The sequence below is a fragment of the Methylacidiphilum caldifontis genome, from assembly GCF_017310505.1.
In the GTDB taxonomy this organism is placed as follows: Bacteria; Verrucomicrobiota; Verrucomicrobiia; order Methylacidiphilales; family Methylacidiphilaceae; genus Methylacidiphilum; species Methylacidiphilum caldifontis.
In genome coordinates, this window is the sequence record NZ_CP065957.1 from 1,583,459 (window position 1) to 1,610,381 (window position 26,923).

Consider the following 26,923-nt stretch of genomic DNA (forward strand, 5'->3'; position numbering starts at 1 on the left):
AAACAGAAAAATGAAAATAGCGTTGTTGAGTGACATTCATGGAAATCTAGAGGCTTTAGAATCGGTTCTTGAAGAGATATTAGATAAAAGAATAGATAAGATTATATGTCTTGGAGATATTGTTGGGTATGGAGCCGACCCTTCCTTTTGCTTGCAAAAAATAAGAGAGCATGCCGATACTATCTTGCAAGGTAATCATGATTATTACTGTTCTTTACCCCAATTGTCAGAAAATATTGTAAATAGACTTAATCCCATTGCTCTTGATGCTATAGAGTTCACAAGGAAAGTGCTTTCAGAAGATGAAAAACGTTTTTTAATCTCTCTTCCTTTGATCTGGGAAAATAAAGACTTAATGGCTACTCATTCCAATTTTTGTGATCCCCAAAGTTGGCAGTATGTTTTATCCAGCGAAGAAGCCAGTGAAAATTTTAAAGCGGGTTCTTTCCGTATTGGATTTCTGGGACATACCCACATTGTTTCTTTGTTTGTACAAAATGGGGCTTCTAGAGTCTTCCAATTCCACTTCAAAAGACTATTTCTTAAAAAAAATCTTCGTTTTTTACTTAATGTGGGTAGTGTGGGTCAACCTCGAGACGGTGACCCTAGAGCGGCATTCGTTGTTTATGATACTGAAAATGACGAGGCGCAGGTTTGCAGGATAGCTTATGATATTGAAAAATCGGCTCTGAAGATTAAGAATGCCGGTTTGCCTCTACAATTAGCTGAGAGGCTTAAATGGGGAGTGTGAAATCTTTCAGCCTATAGCGATAGACCACTAAAAGGTGAAAATATTGATTATCAAGTTGAGTTCATTTGGGGATATCATACAGTGTTTTCCTGTTGCTAGCGGACTGGCAAAAAAATTTCCTGCTGCTCAAATTGATTGGGTCGCCTATGAGAATTATAAGGAGTTGCTAAAATACCAACAGGCTATTCACCACATTCATACACTTCCTCATTATGCTTCGACAGGAATACTCTCGTCAATATCTTGCTTAACAAGGCTGCTCTACAAGATCAAAGAAGAAGACTACGATATTGTTTTGGATCTTCAGGGCCTTTTTCGAAGTGGGATAATTTGTGGGTTAAGTGGAGCGAAAAGGAAAATAGGATCATGGAATGCTCGAGAAGGCTCAATCTTTTTTTACAAAGAAAGAATCATGCCTCCTCCCCCTCCAGCTCAAGAAAGATATTTAGAATTTTTGCGTTATCTTGCGATAGAGCCTGATCCCTATGATTTTGGATTGCCGGTTTTTCCCCAAATCTTAAATATAAAAAACTATGTGGTCATCCATCCTTATTCTCGTTGGAGATCAAAAATATGGCCATGGAGAAATTACTTAGAGTTGACCGTAAGATTACCCCAATACCAGTTTGTTTTTATTGGGATAGGACCTTGGTTCCCGATTAATGCACCCAATTGTCTAGATTATCGAGGAGAAATTCCATTAAGTATGCTCATGGCAATCATTGGCAATGCCCAAGCAACGATTAGCGGAGATTCAGGTCCTGCGCATCTTTCAGCAGCTCTAGGATGTCCAACCCTAGTTTTGTTTGGCCCCACAGATGCTTCAGAAGCACGTCCCATTGGGAAAAAAGTTATCGTCGTACAAAGCGAGGCCTCTTGTTCTCCCTGTTGGCATAATATATGCTTAAACAAAAAATATCCAATGTGTTGTTTATCAGAGATATCGGTTGAAAAAATTATAAAAAAATTAATGATTCTAATTGAAAATTAATAATTACATGAATGATATGATATATTAATTTTACTTGACATGATAAATTATTTTAAAATATTTAGACTTTAAAAAGGTTATATTATGAAATCCTCTCATGTAGATCAATTCCCCAGGAAAAATAAGGAATGGACTGAAGCGGTGGTCATTGAAGAAATCAAAAAATGGCATGAGGCGGGTAAACCTCTATTTTCTCATTACATGAGGAAGCATTATCAAGAATTGCTCGCTGCAGCTGTTCGGTATTTTGGAAACTGGGGAAAGGCAGTTAATGCTGCGGGTCTTTCTTATGATGAGATTCGCCGTTATCGAGCATGGTCGAAAGAAAAGATTATCCAGATGATTCAGCAACTTTATCGTCAGGGTACCGATCTCTCTTTTAGAGCAATGATGCTTGGAGAATATGCACCGATGGTCTATGCGGCAATACGGCCAAATTACTTTGGAAGTTGGAAGAACGCTCTTCTTGCAGCAGGACTTGCTCCTGAGGATATTTATAGGTATAAAACTTGGAAAAATGAAAATATCCTGGAAGAGATTAGGAGATTGTATAATAAGGGAGCGGATTTAAGTTCCAAGCAGATGGAAAAAAATGCAAGCTCCTTGATTGCTATAGCGAGGCGGAGATTTGGCAGTTGGTCTGCTGCCATTGAACAAGCGGGGCTTAATTATGATGCCATCCGTAACCGTAAGAGATGGTCTAAGGAACTGATCATTCAAGGAATAAGATCTTTAAAAGATCAAGGGATACCTTTAACAAGTACACGGATTAGGGAAGTGGATCCCTCACTCTTTGCCGCAGCTTGTAAGAAAAGATTTTTTGGGAGTTGGAAAAAAGCAGTTCAAAGTGCTTTGGCTTAGTTAGTTGCTCTCTTTAAAAAAATGTTTCGTTTTTGCCTGACTGTGGAGTGAGCAAAAGAAGGTAAAACTCTTGCAATTTTGTTTTTATTGAGAAAATATTGCTTTTCCACAATAAAAGTTGAAAAGTATTTTTTACCTTCTTCTGTTTTTTTCATTTCTTTTTAATGCTTATTCTGCAGAAGTTTCACAGTCCGCAAAAATTCATCTGAAACTCAAAGTAGCTACCCGTAATGACCCTCCGTTTTCCTTTAGGGGTGGTGATGGAGAGTGGGAAGGAATAGCGGTAGATTTATGGAGGAAAATCACCACCGATTTAGCTATTCCCTTTGAATTTGTCGAGCAACCCCCGGATCAAGAAATTATGATCCGCAGTTTACTCAATCGAAAAGTAGATGTTATTGTTACCGGCATAGGTGTTGAAAATAATCTTTTACAGAAAATCGCTTTTAGTTATCCTTTTCTGTCTTCTGGTTTAGGAGTGGCTTATCGGTCAACCCCTGTTAGTTCCCTGCAAGCCATATACCGTTTTATGCTCAGTTCAGAGTTTTTTGCTGTGATTTGTGGCATAACTTTTTTAACTTTTATTGCGGGGTTTTTTGTCTGGATTTTTGAAAGGAAAAAAAATCCCCATTTTGGAGGTAGCTTTATTCATGGAATTGGAAACTCTTTTTGGTGGGCTGCGGTAACCATGACAACAATCGGCTATGGAGATAAAGTCCCAAGAACGGTGGGAGGAAGGACTGTTGCCATGGTTTGGATGTTTGTTGGCGTTGTGCTTCTCTCTTTTTTTACAGCATGGATTACGGCGGGGGTGGCTTTGGAAAAAGTTAGCTTGGATATAGTTAAGCTTAAAGATCTTTCACAGATTCGGGTGGCTACTGTTAAAGATTCATTAGGGAATTATTATCTAAGAAAAAGACATATTCGAGCTATACTCTTTAACGATTTGAGAGATGCCCTTGAAGCTGTCAAAGAGAAAAAAGCTGATGCAGTCCTATCCGAAGTCGAAGAGATGCGTTATCTTATTCAAAAAAGCTTTGGAGGAGAGTTGGAAGTTTCTGAAAAGACTTTTGCAAGAATAGATTATGCCTTTGCCTTTCGACACGGAGATGAACTTACCCAGAAAGTCAATGAATGGATTATTACACATCTCAATGAGTTGAAAAATTATGTGTCTGCCCTAAATCTAGGAAATAAAAGATAAGTAAGTGATATTTTTTCTTCTCATTTCCTTATTAAACACGATTCCTATAAGAAAGCCCTTGTCTTCTAAAATGAATGAGAAAAAAGCTAAAATGGATTTGTCTATCCTGGAATTTTTTGATTTTCTCCTCATCTTTCTAAACTTCGATACGCAGAGAAAACAATGCGAAATCTAATTTAAGAAGAGAAGAACGACTCGCCCTTGATAGGGTCTTTTTAAAAGAGTCGAATACAGGCAAGAACAATAATAAAGAAAAAACCATTCAAGACGATTCCAATGATGCAAGAAGGGCGCAAGTATTCTTTTGAAGAAAAGCTGATTCCACCAAAAAGAATGCCAAAAAAATTAGCAACCAGTCCAAGAAATGTAAAAAAACCGATCAATGCTGAACTAAATTCTGTTTCACTTCCACTAGCCCTAAGAATTAATTCACTAAAACCTATAACTATCCAATAAAGCAGGCTTACAATAGCTATGAGAAGACTTGTTCTTCGACTCCAATGGCCTAAATTGCCCAAGGATTTTTTTAAGGCTTCCTCCATGATAGTTACATAAACAAAATAAGATATTATGCAAGAGCATAAATCATTAAAAAAAATATTTTGTGAGATAAACCTTATAGATTAAGAGCAACCTCCTTCTTCAAATACTTCAGTAGAGATAGCTGCAAAATCCAATTCTGCTTTTCCATGATTTAATGCTGAAAGGAACCGTCTATAAACAATATCTAAAAAAGGCATTGGACTGAGATAGGATTGAACAAGATCTCGAACCAATGTAGCATCTTTAAATCCTAGTTTTAATGTAAATCCAGGCTCAGAAAAAGATTTTTGGCACAAGAGTTGACCATAATTTTCATATAAGGGAGAACGAAACAAAGCCTGGTTTACAGCAGAAAGCAACTCCTGGGGAGCAATTTGAGCCTTTTGTGCTATGCAAAAGCTTTCTGCTAAGGCTTCAACAACAGTCATGATCAAAAAATTTCCAAGAATTTTTACAATGTTAGCCTTGATGGTTTCCTCGCCAAGATTGGAATAGCCCCTTCCTAAAGCTTGAAAGATAGGATGGCATCGTCTTACAGCTTCAAGAGGTCCTGCGGTCACAATCCAGAGCTCTTTTTTAGCAGCAGCTTCAGGCCTGCCAAATACGGGGGCAGAAACCAGAATCTGATTTTTTGGAGCATGCAGGTTTTGAATAGCCACAATGGTGCGAGGGCTAACCGTACTCATGGAAAGATGGATTGCCCCTTCTTTTAAGCCATTAATTAGGCCATCGACTCTTCCAGTGACTTCTAACAACGCTTCGTCGTTAGCAACCATTGTGATGACGATATCGCAACCCTCTGCTGCCTCTCTGGGACTTGAACAGATTTTTGCACCCATGGAGACAAGGGGTTCTGCTTTATGATGGGTTCTGTTGTAAATCGAAAGTGCTTTCCCAGAAGTTAAGAGATTTTGTGCCATGGGAAATCCCATTTTTCCAATTCCAATAAATCCAATTTTCATGACGGATATTAAATTTTCATGTATGTTAAAAAAAAGTTAAGCATTAAATAAAATTCGTTTTTTTATTATATCTTTTTTTTTTAGCGTTATCTCTTTGGGAAAGAATGAATAAAAACTTTTTTATTTTTAAAATGACATGGTATTATATCTGCTTTGTGCTTCTCAAACATGAAACTTATTTTGGAATAGAGGGTTATTCTTTAAAAGATAAATTATTCGGGTTATGCTCTGGTTAGTCAAAGTTGCTCTTCGAAAACCCTATACGGTAGCCGTAATGGCGGCATTGATATTTGTATTGGGGCTTTTGACCATAGAAACCACCCCTACGGATATTTTTCCTGATATCGATATTCCTGTTGTCAATGTAGTGTGGTTTTATCAAGGGTTGACTCCTGAAGACATGACCAATTTCATTACTACTTTCAGTGAGTTTAACCTTTCCCAATACGTTGATAATGTGGCTCGAATGGAGTCGAGAACCTATTATGGGCTAAATGTGATTAGAATGTATTTTCAGCCTGGAGTTCCTATTGATCTTGCCGTATCTGAAGCGGTTTCCATTTGCCAGACGGTCATAAAGAGAATGCCTCTGGGGACAACCCCTCCCTATGTTTTGCGTTATTCTGCGGCTGAAGTTCCCGTCATTCAGCTTGCTGTAAGTGGGAAAACAAAATCGAATGCAGATCTTTTTGATTACACGTGGTATATCTTTAGGAGAGAGTTGGCAACGATAAGAGGTGCTACATTCCCCCCTCCTTGGGGAGGAACGGCTCGATTTATTCGAGTTGATGCTTATCCCGATCAACTTTTGGCAAGAGGAATTACCGCTCAAGAATTAATGGAAGTCATTAATAATCAAATTCTAGACTATGCTTCTGGTGATATCAAGATTGGGGATCGGGATTATTTGGTTACCGTGAATAATGTCCCTACCGATGTCAAGGAAATGAATGAGATACCTATAAAGAAAGTGAACGGACAGATCGTGTATATGCATGATCTTGGCTATGTGAGAGATGGTGGGGCGGTGCAATGGAATTTTGCTCGGTATAACGGAGTGCCTGCAGTTATTATGCCTCTTTTAAAGAATGGAATGGCATCAACATTGGAATTAGTAGCCAATTTGAGAAAACTTCTTCCTGTCGCTAAAGCTTCGGCTCCTGAAGGCATAGAAATCCAGGAGTTGATGGATCAATCGCTCTTTGTTCGTGCTTCTGTTGAAGGTGTAGTTAAGGAAGGTTTGATTGCTGCTGGTCTTACGGGGGTGATGATCCTTGTTTTTTTGGGCAGCTGGAGATCTACCTTAATTGTTTTGACTTCCATTCCATTGTGCATTCTTGTTGCTCTTTTTATTCTTAGTCGGATGGGCAATACCATTAACATTATGACGTTGGGCGGTCTTGCCCTTGCCGTAGGTATCCTTGTTGATGATGCGACGGTCGAAGTTGAAAATATCCATAGGAACCATGGAATGGGCAAGCCCCTTATCCAGGCTATTCTTGATGGAGCGCAGCAAATTGCCAATGCCGCATTCGTAGCAACTCTTTCAATATGTATCGTTTTTACATCTGTGATTTTCTTGGAGGGACCACCAAAGTATCTATTTACTCCTATGGCTTTGGGTGTCGTGTTTTCTATGCTTTTTTCCTACTTTCTATCAAGAACTCTTGTGCCCACCATGGCTAATATGCTTATTCGGCAAGAAGAAATTATCGAGCATAAAAGAAAAATAGAAGGGAAAGCCCCCTCCCGCTTTATGCAGTTTCATCACTGGTTTATGGATCGGTTTGAGCAGTTTAGAGACCATTACGGAGAACTTTTGCGTTGGTGCTTGCAACATAAAGGGACTGTTTTCCTGTTGTTTGGAATCTTAGGCTTGGCTTCATTCATTGCTTTACCGTTGGTTGGAGAAAATTTTTTCCCACCTGTAGATGCAGGAAAGTTTAGGCTACATGTCTTTGCTCCTCCTGGTACTAGGCTTGAAACAACAGAAAGAATTTTTAGTGAAATTGAAGAATATATCAAGAAAGACATTGTTCCTGAAGAGGAAATAGAGTCAATTGTTGATCTAGGAGGCCTCCCTTTTTGGTTTCCTGCGGGTATGGCATTTGGTGATTATATTAATGAAGGCACATTTGATGGAGAGATATTAGTATCACTTAAAGAAGATCATCATCCTACCTCGATCTATATAAAGAAAATAAGGGAAAAGTTGCCAAAACAATTCCCTGGTTGTGAGTTCTTTTTCCAGCCTCCCGACATGGTAAATCAAATTCTAAATTTTGGTTCCGCTGCTCCTATAGACATCCAAGTTGTAGGTAAGGATCCTGGAATTACTTCGAAATTTGCACAAGAAATACAGAAAAGAGTAAAAAAGATCAAGGGAGCTGCTGATGTTATTATATACCAGAAAAAACAACCCTATCTTCATTTAAAAATAGACCGGGTTCGAGCACTTGATTTTGGACTGAATCAACGAGAGATCGCTAATAACATTCTGAATCAATTAAGTTCAAGTTATGTTGTTGCTCCTAATTATTGGGCAGACCCCAAAACAACAATCAATTATCCTTTAGTCATTCAGACCCCTCAACATCTTATAGATAGTCACAACTCCCTGCTGAACATCAACTTGCATCCTATTAGGGAAACATACTCTGATCTTTTAGCCGCACGTGAAGAAACCCAGCTTTTAAGCAATGTCGTTACGGTTGAGCATAAGCAGAAAGCTGCTGTCATTAGCCATTATAATGTTAAACCTATTTATAATGTCTTCGTTAATGTCCAAGGTAGGGATTTAGGAGGAGTGGTTAGCGAAGTTCAGAAAATTGTAAACGATGTTAAAAAGAAACTGCCACCCGCTTATGAAATTCATATTCGTGGACAAGCTGAAAGTATGCAAAATGCTTTTGGTCGATTAGGTCTTGGAATTGTTTTCGCAATTCTTATGGTTTATTTTCTTTTAGTCGTCAATTTCCAAGGTTGGGTAGATCCTTTTATTATTCTTATGGCACTGCCTGCGGGATTTTGTGGAGTGATTTGGATGCTTTATCTTACGGGTACTACTTTTAGTGTACCTTCTCTTATGGGAATAATCATGACCGTTGGTGTAGCCACTTCGAATAGTATTTTGCTCATTACATTTGCTAATGAAGAGATGAGAAATGGAGCAGATGCGGTTACGGCCGCATGGATGGCGGGCAAGATAAGATTAAGGCCGGTTCTGATGACAGCGGGCGCAATGATTATTGGTATGTTACCCATGTCTTTAGGACTGGGTGAGGGTGGTGAACAAAATGCCCCTTTGGGAAGAGCGGTTATCGGGGGAATGATTTTTGCTACCGTTGGCACTCTCTTTTTTGTTCCTGTAGTATTCAGCATAATTCGGGGAAAGAAAGTATCTCATATAGCCTAGACAAATATTAAAATGCATTGAATATGAGTAATAAGGAGTTAAAGGTGGGTTCGAAAATAAAAACTATAAAAAATGGAATATGGGCTAGATTGCACCGCATTCTTGAAAGGAACAAAAGCGGGAACACGAGGGGCGGTATGAATAGCCGAAGGGAAATGAAAGAGATCTCCTCTTCTACAATTTCTCCTCCTCCACCCATTGAACCTCCACCTATTAAACCAAAAGAAAAGTTTAAACAAATCTTAAAGAAAATAAAAAAGGGACCAGCTTTTATTGCTTTATCTTTTGGAGCTATTCTTTTGGCCCTTTTGCTTATTGGGCTTATTCCCAGGATACATAATCAGCTTGTTCTTAAGAGGTTTGTCGCAATAGCCAATGAAATTCCTGTATCGGTTATAAAGCCAAAATTGGCCCCGCCTGTGACCGATTTGAGGCTTCCAGGAACAGCTAGAGGCTACTTTGAAACGCCTATATGGGCTAGAGTCAACGGATATATAAAAAATTGGTGGGTAGATATTGGTGATGAAGTAAAAGAGGGACAACTCATGGCTGTCATTGATGCACCAGATATTGATCGACAAGTCGTAGAAATGGAAGGTGTGCTCAAATCTGCCGAAGCTAACCTAGAAATTGCTCGGATATCGCTCGATAGATGGAAAGAACTGATAAAAACTCGCGCTGTATCTCAACAACAACTTGATGAAAGACAAGCGGCTTATGATGCAGCTCTTGCACGAGTCAATGCTTCAAGAGGTCAATATGAGCATTGGAAAGAACTCCAAAATTTTGAAAAAATATATGCTCCTTTCAGCGGTATTGTAACAGCGAGAAATATTGATATAGGAACGCTCGTTTCGTTGGGAAGTGATAAAGGAGTTAGAGAGCTTTATCGAATTTCAGTCACTGATGTGATGAGAGTCTATGTAGCCGTACCTCAGAATTATGCTCCACAAATTCAACTTGGAACATGGGCAGATATAACGGCCTCTGAATTTCCTGGAAAAATCTTTAAAGGATTAGTGGTAAGGACAGCCAAAGCGGTAGACCCCCTGTCCCGAACGCTGTTAACTGAAGTGGATGTAGGCAACCCTAAGGGAGAAATTATCGTTAATATGTATGTGGATGTTACCTTTCATTTACCTAGAAATCAAGAAACTTTCTTGGTACCTGTGAATGCTGTAATTGATAGGGCAGATGGCAATTATGTTCTTACTGTTGATGAGAATAATATAGTTCATTATAACAAGGTTGAGTTAGGCAAAGATTTAGGTCAATATATTGAAATACCTTTCGGTCTTTCTAAAGATCAAAAAATTGTGTTAAATCCACCTGAAATTCTTGAAGAAGGAAGTAAAGTAGTTGTTGTAGCTGACCTTTCTCAGCCCAAGCCAGATAAAAAAAGGGAAAAACAACTTTTACAAAAAGGCAAGCTTGCACATGAATGAAGAACGAGAACTCAACGCCAACCTGCATAAGGATTCTTCAATAGAGATTCAAGGGGGCGGAGTAACAGCTTCAGAAGTACCCGTTGAATTCTTAACTATAGAATCCCCAGGAAGAAATTGGATCTTCCCTTATTCGAGAATCCTTTTTGCCCATACAGATACCGAAGGGAGTAGGTTTTTTCTTAGGACCATAAGCCATGATATTTGGATAAATGGGCAAAATCTTAATAAAGCTATTTATTTGATCCAACAGGGAAAGTTGATGGATGTCAGAAAAGGGTACAATGAGAATGGAAAGGTGGATTCTATTGAAGTGATGGAGAATCCTGGGGGGATGTTTGCTTGAAAGCTCTCAAGGTTGACTATAGCCTTTCTAAGGGTTTTCTGCTTTAAAAGATGGGTTAATAACGACTTTTTTTTTGTAGCCTAGTTTAGTCAACCATGTCCTAATATAATTTGTGAAAATCAAGCTTACGGTCAGATTTGCATCAGATCAGCTCTAGAACTACCCTTATGGTCGGGAAAAGCGGGAAAGCTACCCGTGCCGTGTCGATCAACTCCTCATAGACACGGAAATAGTCAATGTCTAAAAGCAACTCAGAAAAGGCCTATCCAACTGCCCGTTCCCAGCGTCGGTCAGGAATTGGACGGCTTAGATCAGCAAAACGGTTCCTCTTGCTCAATTCAGGAATGTATGGAGGTTTTACCACCCTTGCTGTCAATAAAAAGGGATCCAGACTCAATGGACTTAAGGAGATGAATGCATCAGCTGACTAGAAAGGGCTTATCAGAGTGTTCGAATATGCTGAGGCCAGTTGCATCCACCGATTCGCATTGACGGTTATGCCTGGCTTAAGCCGAAAGCAGACGGCTGAAGCAAGTGTCATTCTGATCAGTAGCTTGGAAAAGACTCAAAGTTGTATGCTCCGCTCAAATAAAGTTTGGAGGCTTCTGCAAAAAGCCTCAATCTGGGCTTCCAAAGAATGTGGGCAAGGATATAAAATGGGTTTTGCTGAAGCCATTTCGACAAGCAAAAATAGACGGCAAAACCGGTTGGCCTAATGCCAACAAGGCTCTTGGCTAGTAAGGAAAGGGTTGTCTAAGGTTGGAGGAATGGCTATTTTATAGTGTTCTTTTTATTTGTTGATATGGACATGGCTCAAAAAGATCAAAAAAATCTTCACAGTATTAATCATAAAGAGAAGATAGCCGTTATAGGTGCAGGAGCCATTGGCCTATTTTATGGGGGACTTTTAGCAAAGTCAGGATATAATGTTCACTTTTTAATGAGGAAGGATCTGGATCTAGTAAAAGAAAGGGGACTTATTATTGAATGGGGGAAAGAAACATTCCATCTTTATCCTGTTCAAGCTTTCTCCTCGACACCTCAGATTGGCCCATGTAAATGGGTCATTATCGCTTTGAAAAGTTCTGCCAATGACGTTCTTCTTGAATTGTTACCTCCGTTACTTTCTCCTGAAACGGTTCTTGTTTGCTTTCAAAATGGAATTGATAATGAAAAGTGGCTTTATGAGAACTTCGGGCCAAGGGTAGTCATTGGAGGCATATTGTTTGTATGCATCAACCGTACCGGGCCAGGGAAGGTTACCAATTTTGGTTTTGGTAAAGTAGAACTTGGACAGTTTAATTCGTTGCCTGGTAAAGAAGTAAACGAGTTTGAATCCATGCTTCGTAACGCGGGCATTGAAACAGAAAAAGTCAACTCATTGGAAGAGGCTCGTTGGAAGAAACTGGTGTGGAATATTCCTTTTAATGGTTTATCTGTCGCTGCCGGGGGAATAGATGTGGCTGAAATTTTAGCTCGACCTGAACTTGAGCGTGCCACTCGAGAATTAATGGAGGAAATTATCAATGCGGCTAGAGCAATGGGATATGCCATTAACCATGATTTTATTGAATTACAACTCACAAAAACGAGGAAAATGGGTAATTATAAACCCTCAAGTCTATTTGATTATTTTGAAAAGAGGCCCTTAGAAATAGAGGCGATATGGGGTAGGCCTCTTAAGAAGGCCAGAGAAAAGGGGATCAATTTACCTAAGCTCCAGTTGCTTTATGCTCTTCTCGATTCGTTGAATAGCAGGATGTAATTCTTTCTAAGAGATCATTCAAAATTTATGTTTTTAAACAGAAATCAGTTTAAAAAAAGGATAAAACAATTAGTTTTTCTCTCTTTGGTTTTATTTCCGGCTTGTGGTTACATGAGAAAAACAGACAAGCCCAATCTTGATCTTTCCATTCATCCTTATCTAGACTATTATCCCGATAAAGATGTTCCTAACGAAGAGCTTCCCATCATATTAAGAGAAAGGAAAAAAGCTGTCTCTGTTTTGCCTCCTGTCCTTCAAATTGTAAATAGGGAACATAAGGAGCTGACAATCGAAAAAATTAGAGTTGATGGGTTGGAAACGGATTTTTTATGTCATCCAACCTATAACTTGGCTAATCCCTACAAAAAAATAAAGGTGTTACCTATGAAAATGGATTATGGGGATATATTAAAAGTATCGCTTATAGGATACAAAGGCAATATTGGCAAAATAGAAATCATTACTAATCAAGGGAAATGGGAATATTTCGTAGCTAAAAATAAATGAGGCATCCCATAATTGCAAGGGGGAGGTTTATGAATTAACCGCCCCCCTTTTTTTTAAACTGTTGATTCAACTTGGGATTGGGAAGAAGAATCAATGGGAGATCGTTTAGGAGTGAAGATCAACATTCCCTCCCTAGCATCGACCTCGACTATTGTAGATTCCGCAAATTTCCCTTTGAGTAACTCTTCGGCAATAGCATTTTCAACATATTTTTCTACTGCTCTTCTCAAAGGTCTTGCTCCATAAGCAGGCTCATATCCCTTTTCAATCAAGAAATCGATCGCCGCTTCAGTCAGTTGTATGCTCAATTTTTTACTTTTCAGTCTTTCTGCAACCTTATTAACCTCTAATTGCACGATTTTGACCATGTCTTCTTTACTCAAAGATCTGAAGACTATAATATCATCCACCCTATTTAAAAACTCGGGCTTGAAAGTCCTTTTTACCGTTTCCATCATTCTTTCTTTCATCTGCTCATAGGAAACTTCGTCTTGCTTGGCACGAAATCCAAGAACTCCGGGCTTGAGTCCCATTTCAGCACCCACATTAGAAGTCATGATAATGATGGTATTTCTGAAGTCTATTCTTCTACCTAAGCTATCTGTAACAATCCCATCTTCCAGAATTTGCAAGAGTATATTCCAGACATCTGGATGTGCTTTTTCAATCTCGTCAAAAAGAACCACCGAATACGGCCTACGACGGATTTTCTCGGTAAGCTGTCCTCCCTCCTCATAGCCAACATAACCGGGAGGAGAACCTATGAGTCGAGAAACATTAAACTTTTCCATGTATTCACTCATGTCGATCTGGATAAGGGCATCGGGGCTTCCGAATACATATTCGGCTAACGTCTTTGCCAGCATGGTTTTGCCCACCCCAGTTGGGCCGAGGAATATGAAAGAACCTATTGGTCTTTTAGGATCTTTCAGATCAGCTCTCGACCGTTGTAAGGCTCGACTCAAAGCCTCTATGGCCTCATCTTGTCCAATGACTCTTTTCCTTAACTCCGCACCCACATTAAGAAATTTACTCTGATCGTTCTCAGTGATTCGAGTAATAGGAATGCCCGTCCACTTGGAAACGATCTGCATCATGTCATCTTCAGTAATGGTCGTTTCTTTTTCGTCTCTACGCTTTTTCCACTCGGCAATTTTCTGTTCAAGTTTCTCTTTCAACTCCCTTTCTTTATCTCTTAAGGCCGCTGCCTTTTCGAAATTTTGAGCCTTTATACACTCATCTTTTTTGGCCCTGATTGAAGCGAGCTCGTTTTCGAGATCTTTCAGTTCGGCAGGCCTCATTGTAGCAGCTATTCTAGCCCTCGCACCCGCTTCATCCATAATATCGATAGCTTTATCGGGCAGAAACCTTCCGGTAAGATACCTGTCCGAAAGACGCACAGCGGTGTCAATGGCTTGATCGGTAAACTTGGCCTTGTGATGTAATTCATATTTGGCTTTAAGCCCATGGAGGATCTGGATAGTTTCTTCTACACTTGGCGCTTCTACAAGAACAGTTTGGAACCTTCTTTCCAAAGCGGCATCTTTTTCTATATATTTGCGATACTCAGAAAGGGTAGTCGCTCCAATGCATTGAAGTTCTCCTCTGGATAATGCAGGTTTAATGATATTAGAAGCATCCATAGCCCCTTCTGCTGATCCAGCTCCAACAATGGTATGGAGTTCATCTATAAAAAGGATAATGTTTTTTGCCTTCCGGATCTCCTCCATAACCGCTTTAATTCTCTCTTCAAACTGCCCCCTATACTTGGTTCCAGCAACCATCAAGGCAAGATCCAGAGTAATGATTTTTTTGTCTCTTAATAGATCGGGAACATTTTCATTGGCGATTTCTTGGGCAAGTCCTTCCACAATCGCAGTTTTGCCCACCCCTGCTTCCCCAATAAGCACAGGATTGTTTTTAGTCCTCCGGCAAAGGATCTGCATGACCCGCTCAATCTCATTTTTTCTCCCTATAACCGGATCAAGTTCTCCACGCCTGGCCAGTTCAGTTAAATCCCTACCGAATGCTTTTAATGCGGGAGTTTTAACCTCTTTTTTTGTGGCTGTTTCAGTTGTTCCAGCAAAAGCGGGTTCAGGATTTTCCTCTTCACCACTGGAAGAAAAATTGGGATCCAGCTCTTTCAAAATTTCATTTCTTACTCTTTCAAGATCGATATCAAGATTCTTCAAAATGGTCGCTGCTACCCCTTCTCCTTCACGGAGCAGCCCTAAAAGAATATGTTCAGTGCCCACATAACTATGGTTCAAAGCTTTCGCTTCTTTGCCCGCCAGAGCTAAGACTTTTTTTACCCGCGGTGTGTAGGGAATAGGTGTAATGGGTTTTCCTTCAGAAGGCACAGAAGATATCTTTTTTTCTATCTCGACACGTACCGTTTCTAGATCCACTCCAAGTTTTTGAAGAACATTAATGGCTACTCCTTGGGCCAGTTTAATTAGGCCAAGCAAAAGATGCTCAGTCCCTACATGATTATGCCCAAATCTTTCTGCCTCTTGCCTTGCAAGTGCCAGAACTTGTTGTGCTCTAGGAGTGAAGTTTGTCATTTGAGATAGCCTCCTGCGTTAATGATGAAATGGAAATTGTAAATGCCTAGTATCTGGAGAAGGAAAATTTTTAAATCTTTCTCTCAGAAAATCTGCCCTCAATTCATCTCTTTCTTCAGACGTTAGTTTTTTCTCATAAGCCATTTGCAAATGAGCCGGCTGAATCTTTATCAAACACTCATCAATTATCATTCTATTATTTTCAGGAAACATGCCTAAATCGATGCCAAGACGGACAACAGATAAAAGATTTAATGTCTCCTTAGAAGATATTATATACGAATTTTGCAGAATGCCAAATGCCCTACTTACCTGGTCCAAGATAAATTTTGGTTTTTCCTGTAAAAGTTTTTGTCTCGCATTTTCTTCATGCTGTATAATTTGAGTAATAACTTTGTGGAGTCTTTCCAGGATTTCTTCTTCACTTTCCCCAAGAGTCATTTGATTGGATATCTGAAACAAATTGCCCAAAGCCTCAGTTCCTTCTCCAAAAAGTCCACGCACAGCCAAACCAATTCGATTGACCGCTTTAACAATCTGACTGATCTGTTCACTTAAAACAAGGGCAGGCAGATGCATCATCGCAGATACCCTTAAACCAGTACCTACATTTGTAGGACAGGCTGTCAAATAACCAATTTTGGGGAAAAAAGCAAACTCGAGCTTTTCATCAAGTTCATCATCAATCTTTTCAGCAAGCTTCCAAGCTGCTTTGAGTTGTAAACCAGATTTAAAAGTCTGTATTCGAAGGTGATCCTCCTCATTAATCATTATGGAAACGGATCGAGAAGAATTAATGGCTACCCCACTTCCCGTGTTTTTTGCAGCATGTTCTCTGCTGATGAGATGCTCCTCGACAAGAACCTGTTTTTCCAGGGGAGAAAACCGATCCATTGAATCAATGATCGCTGCGGGCTTCATCTCGGCAAGAGAAGAGACTTCCGGAAGAGCGATAGATAATATTCTAATCCTTTCGTTTTTTCTTGCCCAACCTGGAAAGGGGAAACGGTTTAAATTTCTTGCAATACGTACTCTACTGGAGACAACTATCTTGTTATTACCTTCCCCAGACTGAAGCCACTCGCTCGGAGAGGAGATTAAAGAGTTTATTTTCACTTCACAATAAATTAATGAAAATATTGGAATTTCGCAATAACATCAACAACGTTTTATATCCATAGCAAGGGAAAAAGCTTATTTTTTCCCTGTTCTTATTGAGACCGAGGCACCGTGAGCGTCAAGAGATTCGATCCGGGCAAAGGTTTCTAATAAGGGAGAAACTCTTAGAAGACTCTTTTTTGAATATTCAACAACGCTCGTTTTCCTATAGAACTGGGAGGTGGTCAATCCGCTGAAAGACTTTGCTGCCCCGCCTGTAGGAAGAGTATGGCTGGGACCTGCCAGAAAATCACCCGCAGCAATTGCAGAGTATGGGCCAAGATATATCGCTCCACAATTTTTAAATTGATTTAGATATTTTTTGGCGGAGGGTATTTGCAAGCTGAGATGCTCGGGAGCAAAATCATTAATCAACTCTATGCCTTCTTCAATAGAGCGAACCTGAACAAAGTAGGAATGATTGCTGAGTACTTCTTTTAGAATTTGTTGCCTTTGCAAGGAAGGAAGCTGTCTTTTGATTGCATCGATGACAGATTGCAATAGAGAACTTTCAGGGCTGACAAATAGAGTTTTACTGGATGGACCATGTTCTGCCTGGGCAAGAAGATCTGCAGCAATGAAGTCTGCATTTGAAGGGCCTGCAGCAAATACCGCAACCTCGCTGGGTCCGGGTAACAGATCGATTGCAACAGCTCCTACAACCTGCCTTTTAGCTTCAACAACATAGGCATTGCCTGGTCCAAATATCTTTTCCACTTTGGGAATACTCTCCGTTCCATAGGCTAGTGCTCCTATAGCCTGAATTCCTCCTATACTATAGATTTCGGTAGCTCCCGAATAGGCAATTGCGAAATGAAGAACAGCATTAACAGGTGGGGGACTACAAACGACTATTTCTTTGACTCCGGCTGCCTTGGCAAAACACACTGTCATCAAAGCAGTGGAAACCAGGGGAGCTGTCCCTCCTGGAACATATACCCCTATTCTTCTAAAAGGATTATATAATTCTCCAACCCTAGCCCCTTCCTTATTGGTTATACTCCAGCTTTTGGGCCTATTTGCTCTTGCAAAAAGACTGATATTCTTTTTAGCCCAGCGAAGTGCATCAACGACCTCTTTTGAAGGTTGGGCTACTGTTTCGGTAATCCTGAATGACCCGGGGGGTATCGATTGTTTGTCGTAGAGTTCAGTGTATTTGCTTAGCGCTTTATCTCCAGTCTGAAGAATTTCTTCGAGAACTACCTTTACTTTTTGTTCGATTTCCTTCGGTGGGAGATAGACTCGACAAAGCGCTTTTTTTTCTTCCTCCCAATGTGGATCGCTGAAACGAAATATTTTAAAATCGATCATTCCCATTCAATGGTTGCGGGGGGTTTAGAAGAAATATCGTAAACAACCCGGTTAACGCCTTCAACTTCATTTATAATTTTGTTTGAAATTGTAGATAAAAGCTCTGGGGGTAACTTAACCCAGTCTGCAGTCATACCATCAACACTTTCTACCGCTCTTATTGCTACTGTATACTCATAGGTTCTTTTGTCTCCCATGACCCCAACAGATCTTACAGGCAAAAGAACAGCAAAAGCTTGCCATATTTTTTCATAAAAACCCGCCTTTTTTATTTCCTCGATAACTATTGCATCAGCTTGGCGCAGAATCCGTAGATTTTGTTCCTTAATTGGGGCAAGACAGCGTACGGCCAGACCTGGACCAGGAAAAGGATGACGATAGAGCAGTTCGTGAGGCAGTCCAAGAAGTGTACCTACTTTTCTGACTTCGTCTTTAAAGAGGTATCGGAGTGGTTCGATGAGCTTAAAAGGAATCTTTTTAGGTAATCCTCCAACATTGTGATGACTCTTGATTAAGGCTGCTCCTTTTCTTCCCGATCCTGCACTTTCAATAATATCTGGATAAAGCGTGCCCTGGGCCAAAAATTTAGCTTCACCAATATCCTGGGCAGCTTTTTCGAATACACGAATAAAAAGATTGCCAATAATCTTCCTTTTTCTTTCTGGATCAGCAACATTTTTAAGCCGGTCCAGGAATTGTTGGGAAGCATCAAAAAGGTGTATTTTTAAACCAAGACTTTGCTGCAAAAGTTTTATGATGGTCTCGGCTTCATTTTGACGGAGCAGGCCTGTATCGACAAAAAGAGGATAGAGTCTTTCTCCAACAGCTTTATGCACAAGAGCAGCGGTCACCGAGGAATCTACTCCTCCGCTTATACCCAAAATTACTCTTTCTTTTCCTACTTTTTGTCTTATTTCTTCAATGTTTTCTTCAATAAATGATCCTAGATTCCAGTTGGCTTCAGCATGACAGATTTCGAAAAGAAAATTTGCAAGAATCTTATCCCCATGCTCCGTATGGGTAACTTCCGGGTGAAACTGAAGACCATATATATTTTTCTTGAAATTGCAGGCAGCAGCATGAGGTTCGTCAGCTGTAAAAGCGATGACTTCAAAATCTTTTGGCAATATACTTACTCTATCTCCGTGACTATTCCAGACGGTGAAATGAGCGGGTAGACCTTCAAACAAGGCCGAATTTTTAATTATGGAAAGAGAAGAACGACCATATTCTCCTTTCCCTCCTTTTTCTACTTTTCCTCCAAAACAAGAGGCTATCCATTGATAACCGTAGCAGATTCCTAATATAGGGACGCCTATTTCAAATATTTTTTTGTCTATAGAAGGTGATTGTTCTTCAAGAATACTTGATGGTCCTCCCGAAAGGATAATACCGGAAGGAGATAGACCGAGCAATTCTTGATAAGAGCTTTCCCATGAAAGGATTATAGAGAATACTCCTAGATCCCTAATTCGACGAGCGATAAGTTGGGTATATTGTGAACCAAAATCGATGATTGCTATACATCCCTTTTCAGGAAGGAGTCTTGGTTTTCTCATTATTTATTCGTCTTAGTCTACTTTATCTAAGAAAAAGGGAGTTGTTATAGTTAATGATTTCCTTCAAAATAAGCATCTTGTCTTTTGGTCTATCTTTTAATTGATGAACTTCTTGTTTATAAAGTCGGGATAATTTTTATCGGCCCATCCCGACGGATTGGATCATTTGAAATAGCTTGCCTTCGGATTGGATACTGGGTGCAATAATGATTTCGGTTTCCTGAAACTGTCTTATATTCGCTGCTCCAACATTACCCATCGAAGTTGCAAGAGCACCAACAAGATTTTGAGAACCGTCATCAACAGTAGCTGGTCCATAAAGAATCTGGGAAAGGGGTCCAGAAATACCCATGCGGATTAAGGTTCCGCGAGGCAAATTGGCATGTGGAGTAGCCATCCCCCAATGACATCCTTTTCCTGGTGCTTCTTCTGCCCGAGCAAAAGCGGATCCAATCATGACCGCATCCGCTCCACAAGCTATAGCTTTACAAAGATCTCCTCCCCTGCGCATGCCCCCATCAGTAATTATAGGAACATAACGACCTGTTTTTTTAAAATAGCTATCCCTTGCTGCTGCAGCATCAACCGTAGCCGTCACCTGCGGTACTCCAATGCCAAGAACTCCCCTGGAGGTGCAAGCAGCTCCAGGGCCAACCCCGATTAAAACTCCGCATACCCCACAGTCCATCAGTTCAAGAACTACATTGTAGGTAACCGCATTGCCAACCAGAACAGGAATGCGCATCTTTTTACAGAATTCTTTTAAATCAAGAGTCTTATACTGAGAGGAAATATGTCTGACTGTGCTGACCGTAGATTGAACTACATAAAGGTCGGCTCCAGCTTCCTGTGCTATATATCCGTAGGTTTCGGCTTTCTGCGGTATGGAGGAAACAGCCGCAAGGGCATTTGCCTTTTTGAGTTCTTCAATTCTTAAAGCAATAAGTTTTTCTTGAACTGGAGCAGAGTAGATTTTTTGCAGCAATTCGGTGACCTTACTCTGATCGCATTTGATGATTTCCTCGATAACTTCTTGAGGCTTTTCGTAACGCGTCTGTATTCCTTCCAAGTTGATAACTCCAATGCCTCCAAGCCGGTTCATTTCGATACAAAATTTGGGATCAGTCACCCCATCCATCGCACTGGCAAGAATGGGAATTTTAAGTTTTAGAGTTTTGCCTGAAGGATGTGTAATTTCAAAGCTAGTGTCTACCTCTTCTGGATTGATTGTAATCTCTCCGGGAACCAAGGAAATTTCATCAAAACCATAACAGACTCTTGCTTTTCGATTCCTTCCTATCCACATACCCATTTTATGACCTCCGGTAATAAAAATTAAACTCCAATTTCAATATTTTGAATAGCATTACATTTTGGACAGCGTAATGTAATTTGTCCGGGTTCAATTTCAATTCTTTCTTTACAGAACCGACAAATAAAAATGCGCCGCTTCTCTAAGCGACGCCTCTTAAGATAATAAAAAAGCCATAAAATAAAAATAAAAGCAAGTGAAAGAGTTGAATAGAAAAAAAAAGATTCAGGTAAGGTAATGCGCATCATGGAACAACCCCCTTTTGACTTTCAAAATTATTACTATAGCTCCAGAATATTTTAATCTTTCCCCATATTTTTCTTCTATTCAGGGGGTCTGCAAAAAATCGAAGCTTACGAGCTTCAGTCACCGCCAAAAGATCCGCTTGCTCATTGCCACAACTCTCCTCAAGAAGGACATGATCGACTATTCCTTCTGGATCAACAGAAATAACGAGTGTTGTTGTTCGAGCCTCTGACAAAAGATTCGTGCTTATTTGGGGAAGTTTCCAAGAAGAAATAAGCCTAGATTTTAAGATTTCATCAAAGAGAGCGACTGATTGTTTAGCTATTTTGGGGAGAAACTTTGAAAAAGAGGGTCTTTCTTGAGGCAAAGGGAAGAAAATTTTTGCCGATTCATTAAGAGTAGGTTCTGTTGTTTTATAAAAAACAATTTCTTTTTCAATGGGAATGGATATAGGGCTTGGAGTAGTGTTATTTAAAGGGAAAGATAAGGGTTGGATCATCGTCAATCTTTTATTGGATGGTCTCTTGGGATGAATCAATGAAGCCGGATCCCTGTATTTTAAAAGAAAATTTATCCTATTTTTTAGAGAAGAATCGATAAGGGCAGAATGGGAAGAAAAGATATAAACCCTACTACGGGGAATAGGTTCAACTAAAGGGGGTACATAAGTGACCTTACAAAAGAGAAGAAAAAAAAGGTGAAAGAAAAAGGAAAAACCGATCCAAAATAAAACAGATGAACTCTTAATGTTAAGAAGCTGGGGAAAGTTTTTCCCTTCTAAATTAGTGTTCTCCATCGGGTTGGGTAGCGAGTAAGACTGAAAAGTTTTGAGCCAAAAAAAGATTAGTCAGTTCAATAATATAAGCTTGAGGAACTTCTTTGTCAGCCTTGATGATAACCATTTGGTTAGGATGTTGGGATGCTAAAAGAGGAACCATTTTTTTTAACTCTTCAAGACTTACTTCTTGATCGTTAATGTAAAAAAGAGCAGATCGTTTTGTTGTCAAGTCCGATGAAGAGTCTTTTTTCTCGGGTTCAAGGAAAACGGATACAATCAAGTTGCTTAAAGGAACACTGATTCCAAAAGGACTTTTAGGCAATTCAACGACTATCCCAGGGAGAGTGACAAATGAAGAACCCAGTAAAAAGAAAAAAAGCAGCAAAAGAACAACATTGACAAGAGGCACAGCGTTAATTGTGCCTGTCATAGGGTTCAGTCTTGGGCGTAATTTCATGATTCGGATCTACTTCCTCGAAAGCTTGGTTATTTTGCCACCTGTATTCAATAATGGAATGGATTAATTCTGTGGAAACTCTTTCAATGTCTCCAAGGATGCTAGAAATTCGAGTAACTAAAAAATTATAGGCGATTTGAGTCGGGATGGCAACAGATATCCCCGCTGCCGTACTGACCAATGCCATCCATATCCCGGAAGCTAAATCAGTTACAGACACGGCACCAGAAGCCCTGTTCATTGCCAAAAAAGCTTCAATCATCCCATTTACAGTTCCTAGAAGACCCAAAAGGGGACTGATTGATGCGATAGTCGATAGGATAGGCAGATGTGCTTCTAGCTTTGGGATTTCAAGTTGTGCTGCATTTTGTGCCGCTTCTCTTAATTCGGATATAGGTAGATAATGAAACAGTATGATTTGCCGGATGACTCTTCCTATTGGGCCATGGAAAGAAGAAGATCTGAGGAGAGCTTCATCGAAGTTGCCTTTGAAAATTAAATTTTTAATTCCAGAAACAATTTCTTCAACATGCAACTCAGATCTCCTGTAGGTAATAAGCCTTTCAAGAAATACGCCTAAGGCAATGATGCTGCAAAAAAGGATCGGCCACATGATTAGTCCCCCTTTATATACTATGTCAAAAAGAGACATAGCTTCGGGGACAACCCGCGGATTCTGTTTAGCGGCTAAAAAGAGTTGATCAAGGAAGAAGGGGACAGCATTCATTGGCTTTCATAATGATTTTTATTATCAAAGTTTTCATTCCCTACTTAATTCATCGCTTCAGATCAGAAAAAATCATCAGATTATCATGATATTTCCTTATAATTTTTACCAGATAAAAGACTTGGTTTGTGCTACAATGGTATTGTTTCTTAACACTGAAAATCTCCAGGCAAAAACAGTGCCATTAGTAAAATAAACATCCCCAATCACCTTGAAAATCGAATCGATAGCCCCATGAGCTTTCGGATAATAAATGGATTGTGACCATGTTTGTTCTTTCGTATTCAGTTGTCTATATTCGAACCTAGCCGTAAGAGCTTCCGCTTTCCCTCCTTTTTTCCATGCGAAGATATAAATTTGACCTGCTCGCGCACGAAAATCTGAAGGCGTGATTGCTCCCCAGTTCCAGTAAGCTCTTTCAAATATCAATGATTGCAAGCCTCCGGCTTTAAGTTTTTTATCATTAAGAATTTCCAATACTTTAATAATTTTAATATGTTTATCGGGAACATAGTTTTCTTGCCCATTTTTGGATTCAATTTCTTGTTCCCCAAAGCAAACAGAAGAATAGACAAAAAAACAAAGGAGCAGGCAAAGAAAGAAATATTTAAGCAGGCTAGAGAAAAGCATAGGAAAAGAAAAAAGTCAATTATTTCTTATGTTATAATGTTAGGAGGATCTGTCGATAATTTTTGTGCTTTTTCTTTGTTATATCCAAAACCATCGACAACGATACAAAACTCTCCTTTTAATTTTATTTCTTGAAGATGGGTCAATAGCTCTTTAGGTTTTCCTCTGAAAACTTCCTCAAATTTTTTTGTCATTTCTTTAGCAATACAAAGTGGACAATCCGGAATAATCGCTTGAGCATCTTCCAAGGAAGAGAGAAGCCGGTGTGGAGATTCGAAATATACAGAGCTATACGGCCTTGTCGTCGCTTCTATCCATTCGGCTCGTCTTGCTTTCGATTTAACCGGTAAAAATCCACCGAAGTAAAAAGGCGTTGTCCGAAATCCCGATAAAACTAGAGCTTGTAAAACAGCAGAAGGACCTGGGACAACTTCAAATGGAATCTGTTTTTCAATGCATTTTTTAATCAATCTTTCTCCAGGGTCAGAAATGCATGGCATTCCTGCTTCAGAGACCAGAGCAACCCTTTTCCCATTAAGAAGAGACTCCATAAGCTTCAAGGCTTTTCTCTCCTCATTTATTTTATTATAAGTAAAAAGAGGTTTTTTAATTTCCCATTTCTGCAGCAAAATATGGGTCTTTCGGGTATCTTCAGCAGCAACCAGATCAACTTCTTTTAAAGTTCTTAACGCCCTATGAGTTATATCTTCCAGGTTCCCTATGGGTGTGGCTACGACAAAAAGCCTACCGATAAGATCCGTATGGTTGTTTTTTAGCTTCACCATTATAAAACATTTTTTTTAAGAATACAGTTGTGTTTTGTAATATAATAAATGAAAAACTTTTCCTAAACTCTTTTATTCATGCATTTCCTTTGATGTTGCGGGGAAGAAAAGATAAAAATTTTATTTTTTTATTGTTTTTGTTTAATTCTTTAGATGAGAAGAGGGCTTGTGGCGGAACTGGCAGACGCGCTAGACTTAGGATCTAGTGGGTAACACCGTGCGGGTTCAAATCCCGCCAAGCCCATAGAATTTTCTTGCTTTATCCTATCTTTTGTGAGGCTTTAGTTGCTTAAAGAATAATAATATTGTTGAAAAAAATTAAATTCTTTTTCTTTTTCCTTTAGATAAGCTGCAACAAGCTTTCTACTCTCTCTGAGTAAATTTACTAGACTTGACGCTTTTGGCACAAACTTGTTCTATTGTCATTAATGAGCGAAAACGAAGAGCTTTATAAAGAAATACAAAGGCTGAGCCAAAAGCATTTTTCATCCTGTGCTTCTTTTTACCAAAAAGGTCATATCTTAACGAATCTCGAAGATCTAGAAAAGACATTTCAAGACATTCCGCTTCAGAAGGGGATGAAAGCCCTGGACATAGCTACTGGTAATGGGTATACAGCATTTTTTCTTGCTAGGCATGGACTTGAGGTTACAGCCTGTGATATCACTGAAAAAATGTTGGAAGGAGCAATGAAAGGGGCAGCTGCAGAAGGGCTTCATATCCAATTTCGTATCCATAGCGCAGAAAAACTGCCTTATCCTGATGGCTCTTTTGATTTGGTGACATGCAGGTATGCGGCTCATCATTTTGCCGATCAGAAAGCTTTTGTGAGGGAGTCTTCCAGGGTTCTTAAAAAAGATGGGCTTTTTGTTCTTATCGATGGAACAGTCCCCAATGGTGAACAGGAAGCCTATGATTGGTTGGATAAAGTCGAAAAGTTAAGGGATTTTAGTCATGTTGGATATAGATTTGAAAGCGAATGGAAATCGTATTGTCTTGAGTCGGGATTAGTACCTTTAAAAAGTCTTTTTATTCCCTTTAAACAGGATGATATTGAGTGGTATTTCCAATCTGGAGGGACTTCTGAGGAAAACCAAAAAAAAATATATGAAATGGTTAAGAAAGCTTCTCAAAATGCAAAGAGAGTTTTAAAAATCGGGTGGGAAGAGGGAAGACCGGTATGGTGGTGGATTAAACTCTGTCTGGTTGCCCGGAAAGCTTTTTAACATTAAGGAAAATTGGGAAGGATGTTTTTAAAAATTCTTCCAGGAACCTGTCTTTGAATCTCTTTTTCAATTCCTTTTTGTAATATTCCCTGAACAGCATTATTTAGGCGCGGAGAAAAATCTTCATGGAGATCATTGAGGGTTCCAGAAAGATGAATTTCTGTCCAAAAATATCCTCCTTCTCCAGGATTAAACAATTTCCCTCCTAATCCAGGGAGCCTAGGGATCCAGTCAGCTCGAATGCCGAGCATCAATATTCCTGAAACCTTTTGTCCAACCAGAGTAATCCATCCAGTCATTTTCATGGTCTCTTCAGATTGCCAATCAATGTTGTGCAGTTTAATGGTATTAGGCTCTAATGTTACGGCGTTGCGTGCTACGCTAAGGGGGATATCTTCAAGTCGATTAAGTTTTAAAAAAGAATCAAGGTTCGTAAGGAAAGGCACATGAACTAGTCTTCCTTGATCAATATAAAGTTCTCCTTCCCCATGATAAGTTTTCATAATATCATGAGAAGCATTGATACCAATGGTTCCGCGTAGATTTCCCTTTAGTTCATGTCTTAAAGGTTCATTCAAAACAGCTTCCAAAGGGATCTGGTTTAACGAAAGATCAATATGGGTGTTTTGAGTGGGCAGAAGCCCGATTGTCCCTTCTGTTGTTACAAGGGATTTGGGGAAGCCATTAAGATGTAACTTTCCCTTCGACAAGTCTATAGATGTCCTGTCCAAGAAGGCTTTGATTTCTTCTATAGCCAACTCAGGAAATGATTTAAGTAAAAGCAAGCCTTTGTTTCCGTTAATAAGCCATTTTTCTTTTTGGGAAACAATGTTCAACTCGATATCCTTTATTTCTCCTCCTCCTCCCATTGAAGTAGGCCATTTGAGATCGAGCGATCTGACCTGAATTTTCTCTAGCAAAACAGCTTCTTCCTTGTTCGAATAAGGGGAAGCTAAGGGAATTTTTTCTGTCTTCCTTTCCGCAGGAAGTTCAGGGGTTTGCAGATCGATTGATAAATTGCCAAGTTCAATGGAACGAACAATCCAAGGACGGCCCCAAATCCCAAGAGAACTTAATTGAACAGCGATGGGATGAATGGAGATAAGTTCAACCGGGGATTCTTTGCTGCCTTTTCCCTTGTAACCTTGGGTTTCCAAGCCAAATCCATAAAAGGAAAAAGGTTCAAACTGGCCAGAGATTGCTGTATATTTTTCTACAATTTTTGCTGCATAATCGGCAAAAGCTTTACTTTTTACGATGCCATTTACCCAGTAAATAAAACTAACGCTTATTAATATAAGAAGGGTGAACAAAATAAAAAAGAACAACAGGATAATGTGTTTTTTGCCTCCCTTCGACTTTTGTTTCATAAAATTATTG

The 26,923-nt window shown here is 39.5% G+C and carries 26 protein-coding genes and 1 tRNA gene; 13 read left to right on the plus strand and 14 right to left on the minus strand.

Annotation, left to right across the window (positions count from 1 at the left end; genetic code table 11):
* Positions 1-10 precede the first annotated feature (10 nt).
* The 4 genes from IT6_RS07360 to IT6_RS07375 all read left to right on the plus strand — a co-directional run bounded on the left by IT6_RS07360 (position 11) and on the right by IT6_RS07375 (position 3,807).
* Positions 11-751, plus strand: a complete 741-nt coding sequence (locus tag IT6_RS07360) for a metallophosphoesterase family protein (RefSeq protein ID WP_206825825.1) — start codon at positions 11-13, stop codon at positions 749-751.
* Positions 752-785: 34 nt separating this feature from the next.
* The gene (locus IT6_RS07365) at positions 786-1,742 is read left to right on the plus strand and encodes a glycosyltransferase family 9 protein (protein ID WP_206825826.1); all 957 of its coding nucleotides are present in this window, start codon (positions 786-788) and stop codon (positions 1,740-1,742) included.
* Positions 1,743-1,826: 84 nt separating this feature from the next.
* Positions 1,827-2,603, plus strand: a complete 777-nt coding sequence (locus IT6_RS07370) for a homing endonuclease associated repeat-containing protein (RefSeq protein WP_206825828.1) — start codon at positions 1,827-1,829, stop codon at positions 2,601-2,603.
* A gap of 118 nt (positions 2,604-2,721) precedes the next feature.
* On the plus strand, positions 2,722-3,807 hold the full coding sequence (locus IT6_RS07375) for a transporter substrate-binding domain-containing protein (protein ID WP_206825830.1): 1,086 nt from the start codon (positions 2,722-2,724) through the stop codon (positions 3,805-3,807).
* A gap of 215 nt (positions 3,808-4,022) precedes the next feature.
* Here IT6_RS07375 and IT6_RS07380 read toward each other — a convergent pair whose 3' ends face one another.
* Together IT6_RS07380 and IT6_RS07385 are read right to left on the minus strand one after the other, a co-directional pair.
* Positions 4,023-4,349 carry a hypothetical protein gene (locus IT6_RS07380; RefSeq protein ID WP_134440304.1) on the minus strand — a complete coding sequence of 109 codons (327 nt, stop codon included), beginning with the start codon at positions 4,347-4,349 and terminating at the stop codon, positions 4,023-4,025.
* Positions 4,350-4,430: 81 nt separating this feature from the next.
* Entirely contained in the window at positions 4,431-5,312 is an 882-nt protein-coding gene (locus tag IT6_RS07385; RefSeq protein ID WP_206825832.1) for an NAD(P)-dependent oxidoreductase, read from the minus strand.
* Between the two features lie 223 nt (positions 5,313-5,535).
* Here IT6_RS07385 and IT6_RS07390 point away from each other — a divergent pair, with 223 nt between their 5' ends.
* From IT6_RS07390 to IT6_RS07420, 7 genes are all read left to right on the plus strand, one after another.
* Positions 5,536-8,727, plus strand: a complete 3,192-nt coding sequence (locus IT6_RS07390) for an efflux RND transporter permease subunit (protein WP_134440306.1) — start codon at positions 5,536-5,538, stop codon at positions 8,725-8,727.
* Positions 8,728-8,864: 137 nt separating this feature from the next.
* A complete protein-coding gene (locus tag IT6_RS07395; protein ID WP_242524145.1) occupies positions 8,865-10,172 on the plus strand; it encodes an efflux RND transporter periplasmic adaptor subunit in 1,308 nt (435 codons plus the stop codon).
* Positions 10,165-10,518 (plus strand): hypothetical protein, encoded by a 354-nt coding sequence (locus IT6_RS07400; protein ID WP_166792869.1) that lies wholly within the window; start codon positions 10,165-10,167, stop codon positions 10,516-10,518. Before IT6_RS07395 ends, IT6_RS07400 begins: the two co-directional genes overlap by 8 nt.
* 236 nt (positions 10,519-10,754) lie before the next feature.
* The gene (locus tag IT6_RS07405; protein ID WP_206825834.1) at positions 10,755-10,949 is read left to right on the plus strand and encodes a hypothetical protein; all 195 of its coding nucleotides are present in this window, start codon (positions 10,755-10,757) and stop codon (positions 10,947-10,949) included.
* 15 nt (positions 10,950-10,964) lie between these two features.
* Positions 10,965-11,234 carry a hypothetical protein gene (locus tag IT6_RS07410; RefSeq protein WP_134439058.1) on the plus strand — a complete coding sequence of 90 codons (270 nt, stop codon included), beginning with the start codon at positions 10,965-10,967 and terminating at the stop codon, positions 11,232-11,234.
* A 92-nt stretch (positions 11,235-11,326) separates the two neighbouring features.
* Positions 11,327-12,283 carry a 2-dehydropantoate 2-reductase gene (locus IT6_RS07415; protein ID WP_206825837.1) on the plus strand — a complete coding sequence of 319 codons (957 nt, stop codon included), beginning with the start codon at positions 11,327-11,329 and terminating at the stop codon, positions 12,281-12,283.
* A gap of 27 nt (positions 12,284-12,310) precedes the next feature.
* Positions 12,311-12,790: a hypothetical protein gene (locus tag IT6_RS07420; protein ID WP_206825838.1), complete on the plus strand. Its 480-nt coding sequence runs from the start codon at positions 12,311-12,313 to the stop codon at positions 12,788-12,790.
* A 53-nt stretch (positions 12,791-12,843) separates the two neighbouring features.
* On the opposite strand, the gene IT6_RS07425 is transcribed toward IT6_RS07420, so the two are convergent.
* From IT6_RS07425 to rsmI, 11 genes are all read right to left on the minus strand, one after another.
* Positions 12,844-15,354, minus strand: a complete 2,511-nt coding sequence (locus IT6_RS07425; protein ID WP_134439056.1) for an ATP-dependent Clp protease ATP-binding subunit — start codon at positions 15,352-15,354, stop codon at positions 12,844-12,846.
* 18 nt (positions 15,355-15,372) lie between these two features.
* Complete coding sequence (locus IT6_RS07430) at positions 15,373-16,470, minus strand: protein arginine kinase (protein WP_134439055.1); 1,098 nt, start codon at positions 16,468-16,470, stop codon at positions 15,373-15,375.
* A gap of 78 nt (positions 16,471-16,548) precedes the next feature.
* Positions 16,549-17,823, minus strand: coding sequence for a histidinol dehydrogenase (gene hisD, locus IT6_RS07435; protein WP_242524146.1), 1,275 nt, complete (start codon positions 17,821-17,823; stop codon positions 16,549-16,551).
* The gene (gene guaA, locus IT6_RS07440; RefSeq protein WP_206825850.1) at positions 17,820-19,382 is read right to left on the minus strand and encodes a glutamine-hydrolyzing GMP synthase; all 1,563 of its coding nucleotides are present in this window, start codon (positions 19,380-19,382) and stop codon (positions 17,820-17,822) included. The genes hisD and guaA overlap by 4 nt, the downstream gene beginning before the upstream one ends.
* A 136-nt stretch (positions 19,383-19,518) precedes the next feature.
* Positions 19,519-20,694, minus strand: coding sequence for a GuaB3 family IMP dehydrogenase-related protein (locus IT6_RS07445; protein WP_134439052.1), 1,176 nt, complete (start codon positions 20,692-20,694; stop codon positions 19,519-19,521).
* A gap of 23 nt (positions 20,695-20,717) precedes the next feature.
* Complete coding sequence (locus tag IT6_RS07450; protein WP_134439051.1) at positions 20,718-20,942, minus strand: hypothetical protein; 225 nt, start codon at positions 20,940-20,942, stop codon at positions 20,718-20,720.
* Positions 20,939-21,736, minus strand: coding sequence for a hypothetical protein (locus tag IT6_RS07455; RefSeq protein WP_134439050.1), 798 nt, complete (start codon positions 21,734-21,736; stop codon positions 20,939-20,941). Before IT6_RS07455 ends, IT6_RS07450 begins: the two co-directional genes overlap by 4 nt.
* Positions 21,723-22,148, minus strand: a complete 426-nt coding sequence (locus IT6_RS07460; RefSeq protein WP_242524148.1) for an ExbD/TolR family protein — start codon at positions 22,146-22,148, stop codon at positions 21,723-21,725. The genes IT6_RS07455 and IT6_RS07460 overlap by 14 nt, the downstream gene beginning before the upstream one ends.
* Entirely contained in the window at positions 22,132-22,902 is a 771-nt protein-coding gene (locus IT6_RS07465; RefSeq protein ID WP_206825851.1) for a MotA/TolQ/ExbB proton channel family protein, read from the minus strand. The genes IT6_RS07460 and IT6_RS07465 overlap by 17 nt, the downstream gene beginning before the upstream one ends.
* A 105-nt stretch (positions 22,903-23,007) precedes the next feature.
* A complete protein-coding gene (locus IT6_RS07470) occupies positions 23,008-23,532 on the minus strand; it encodes a hypothetical protein (RefSeq protein ID WP_134439047.1) in 525 nt (174 codons plus the stop codon).
* Between the two features lie 26 nt (positions 23,533-23,558).
* Positions 23,559-24,317: a 16S rRNA (cytidine(1402)-2'-O)-methyltransferase gene (rsmI, locus tag IT6_RS07475; RefSeq protein ID WP_206825852.1), complete on the minus strand. Its 759-nt coding sequence runs from the start codon at positions 24,315-24,317 to the stop codon at positions 23,559-23,561.
* Between the two features lie 162 nt (positions 24,318-24,479).
* On the opposite strand from rsmI, the gene IT6_RS07480 reads away from it, so the two are divergent.
* A tRNA-Leu gene (locus IT6_RS07480) sits at positions 24,480-24,561 on the plus strand.
* Between the two features lie 184 nt (positions 24,562-24,745).
* On the plus strand, positions 24,746-25,543 hold the full coding sequence (locus IT6_RS07485; protein ID WP_206825853.1) for a class I SAM-dependent methyltransferase: 798 nt from the start codon (positions 24,746-24,748) through the stop codon (positions 25,541-25,543).
* 2 nt (positions 25,544-25,545) lie between these two features.
* Here the strand turns inward: IT6_RS07485 and IT6_RS07490 are convergent, their stop codons facing one another.
* Positions 25,546-26,913, minus strand: coding sequence for a hypothetical protein (locus IT6_RS07490; protein WP_206825854.1), 1,368 nt, complete (start codon positions 26,911-26,913; stop codon positions 25,546-25,548).
* Positions 26,914-26,923 lie beyond the last annotated feature (10 nt).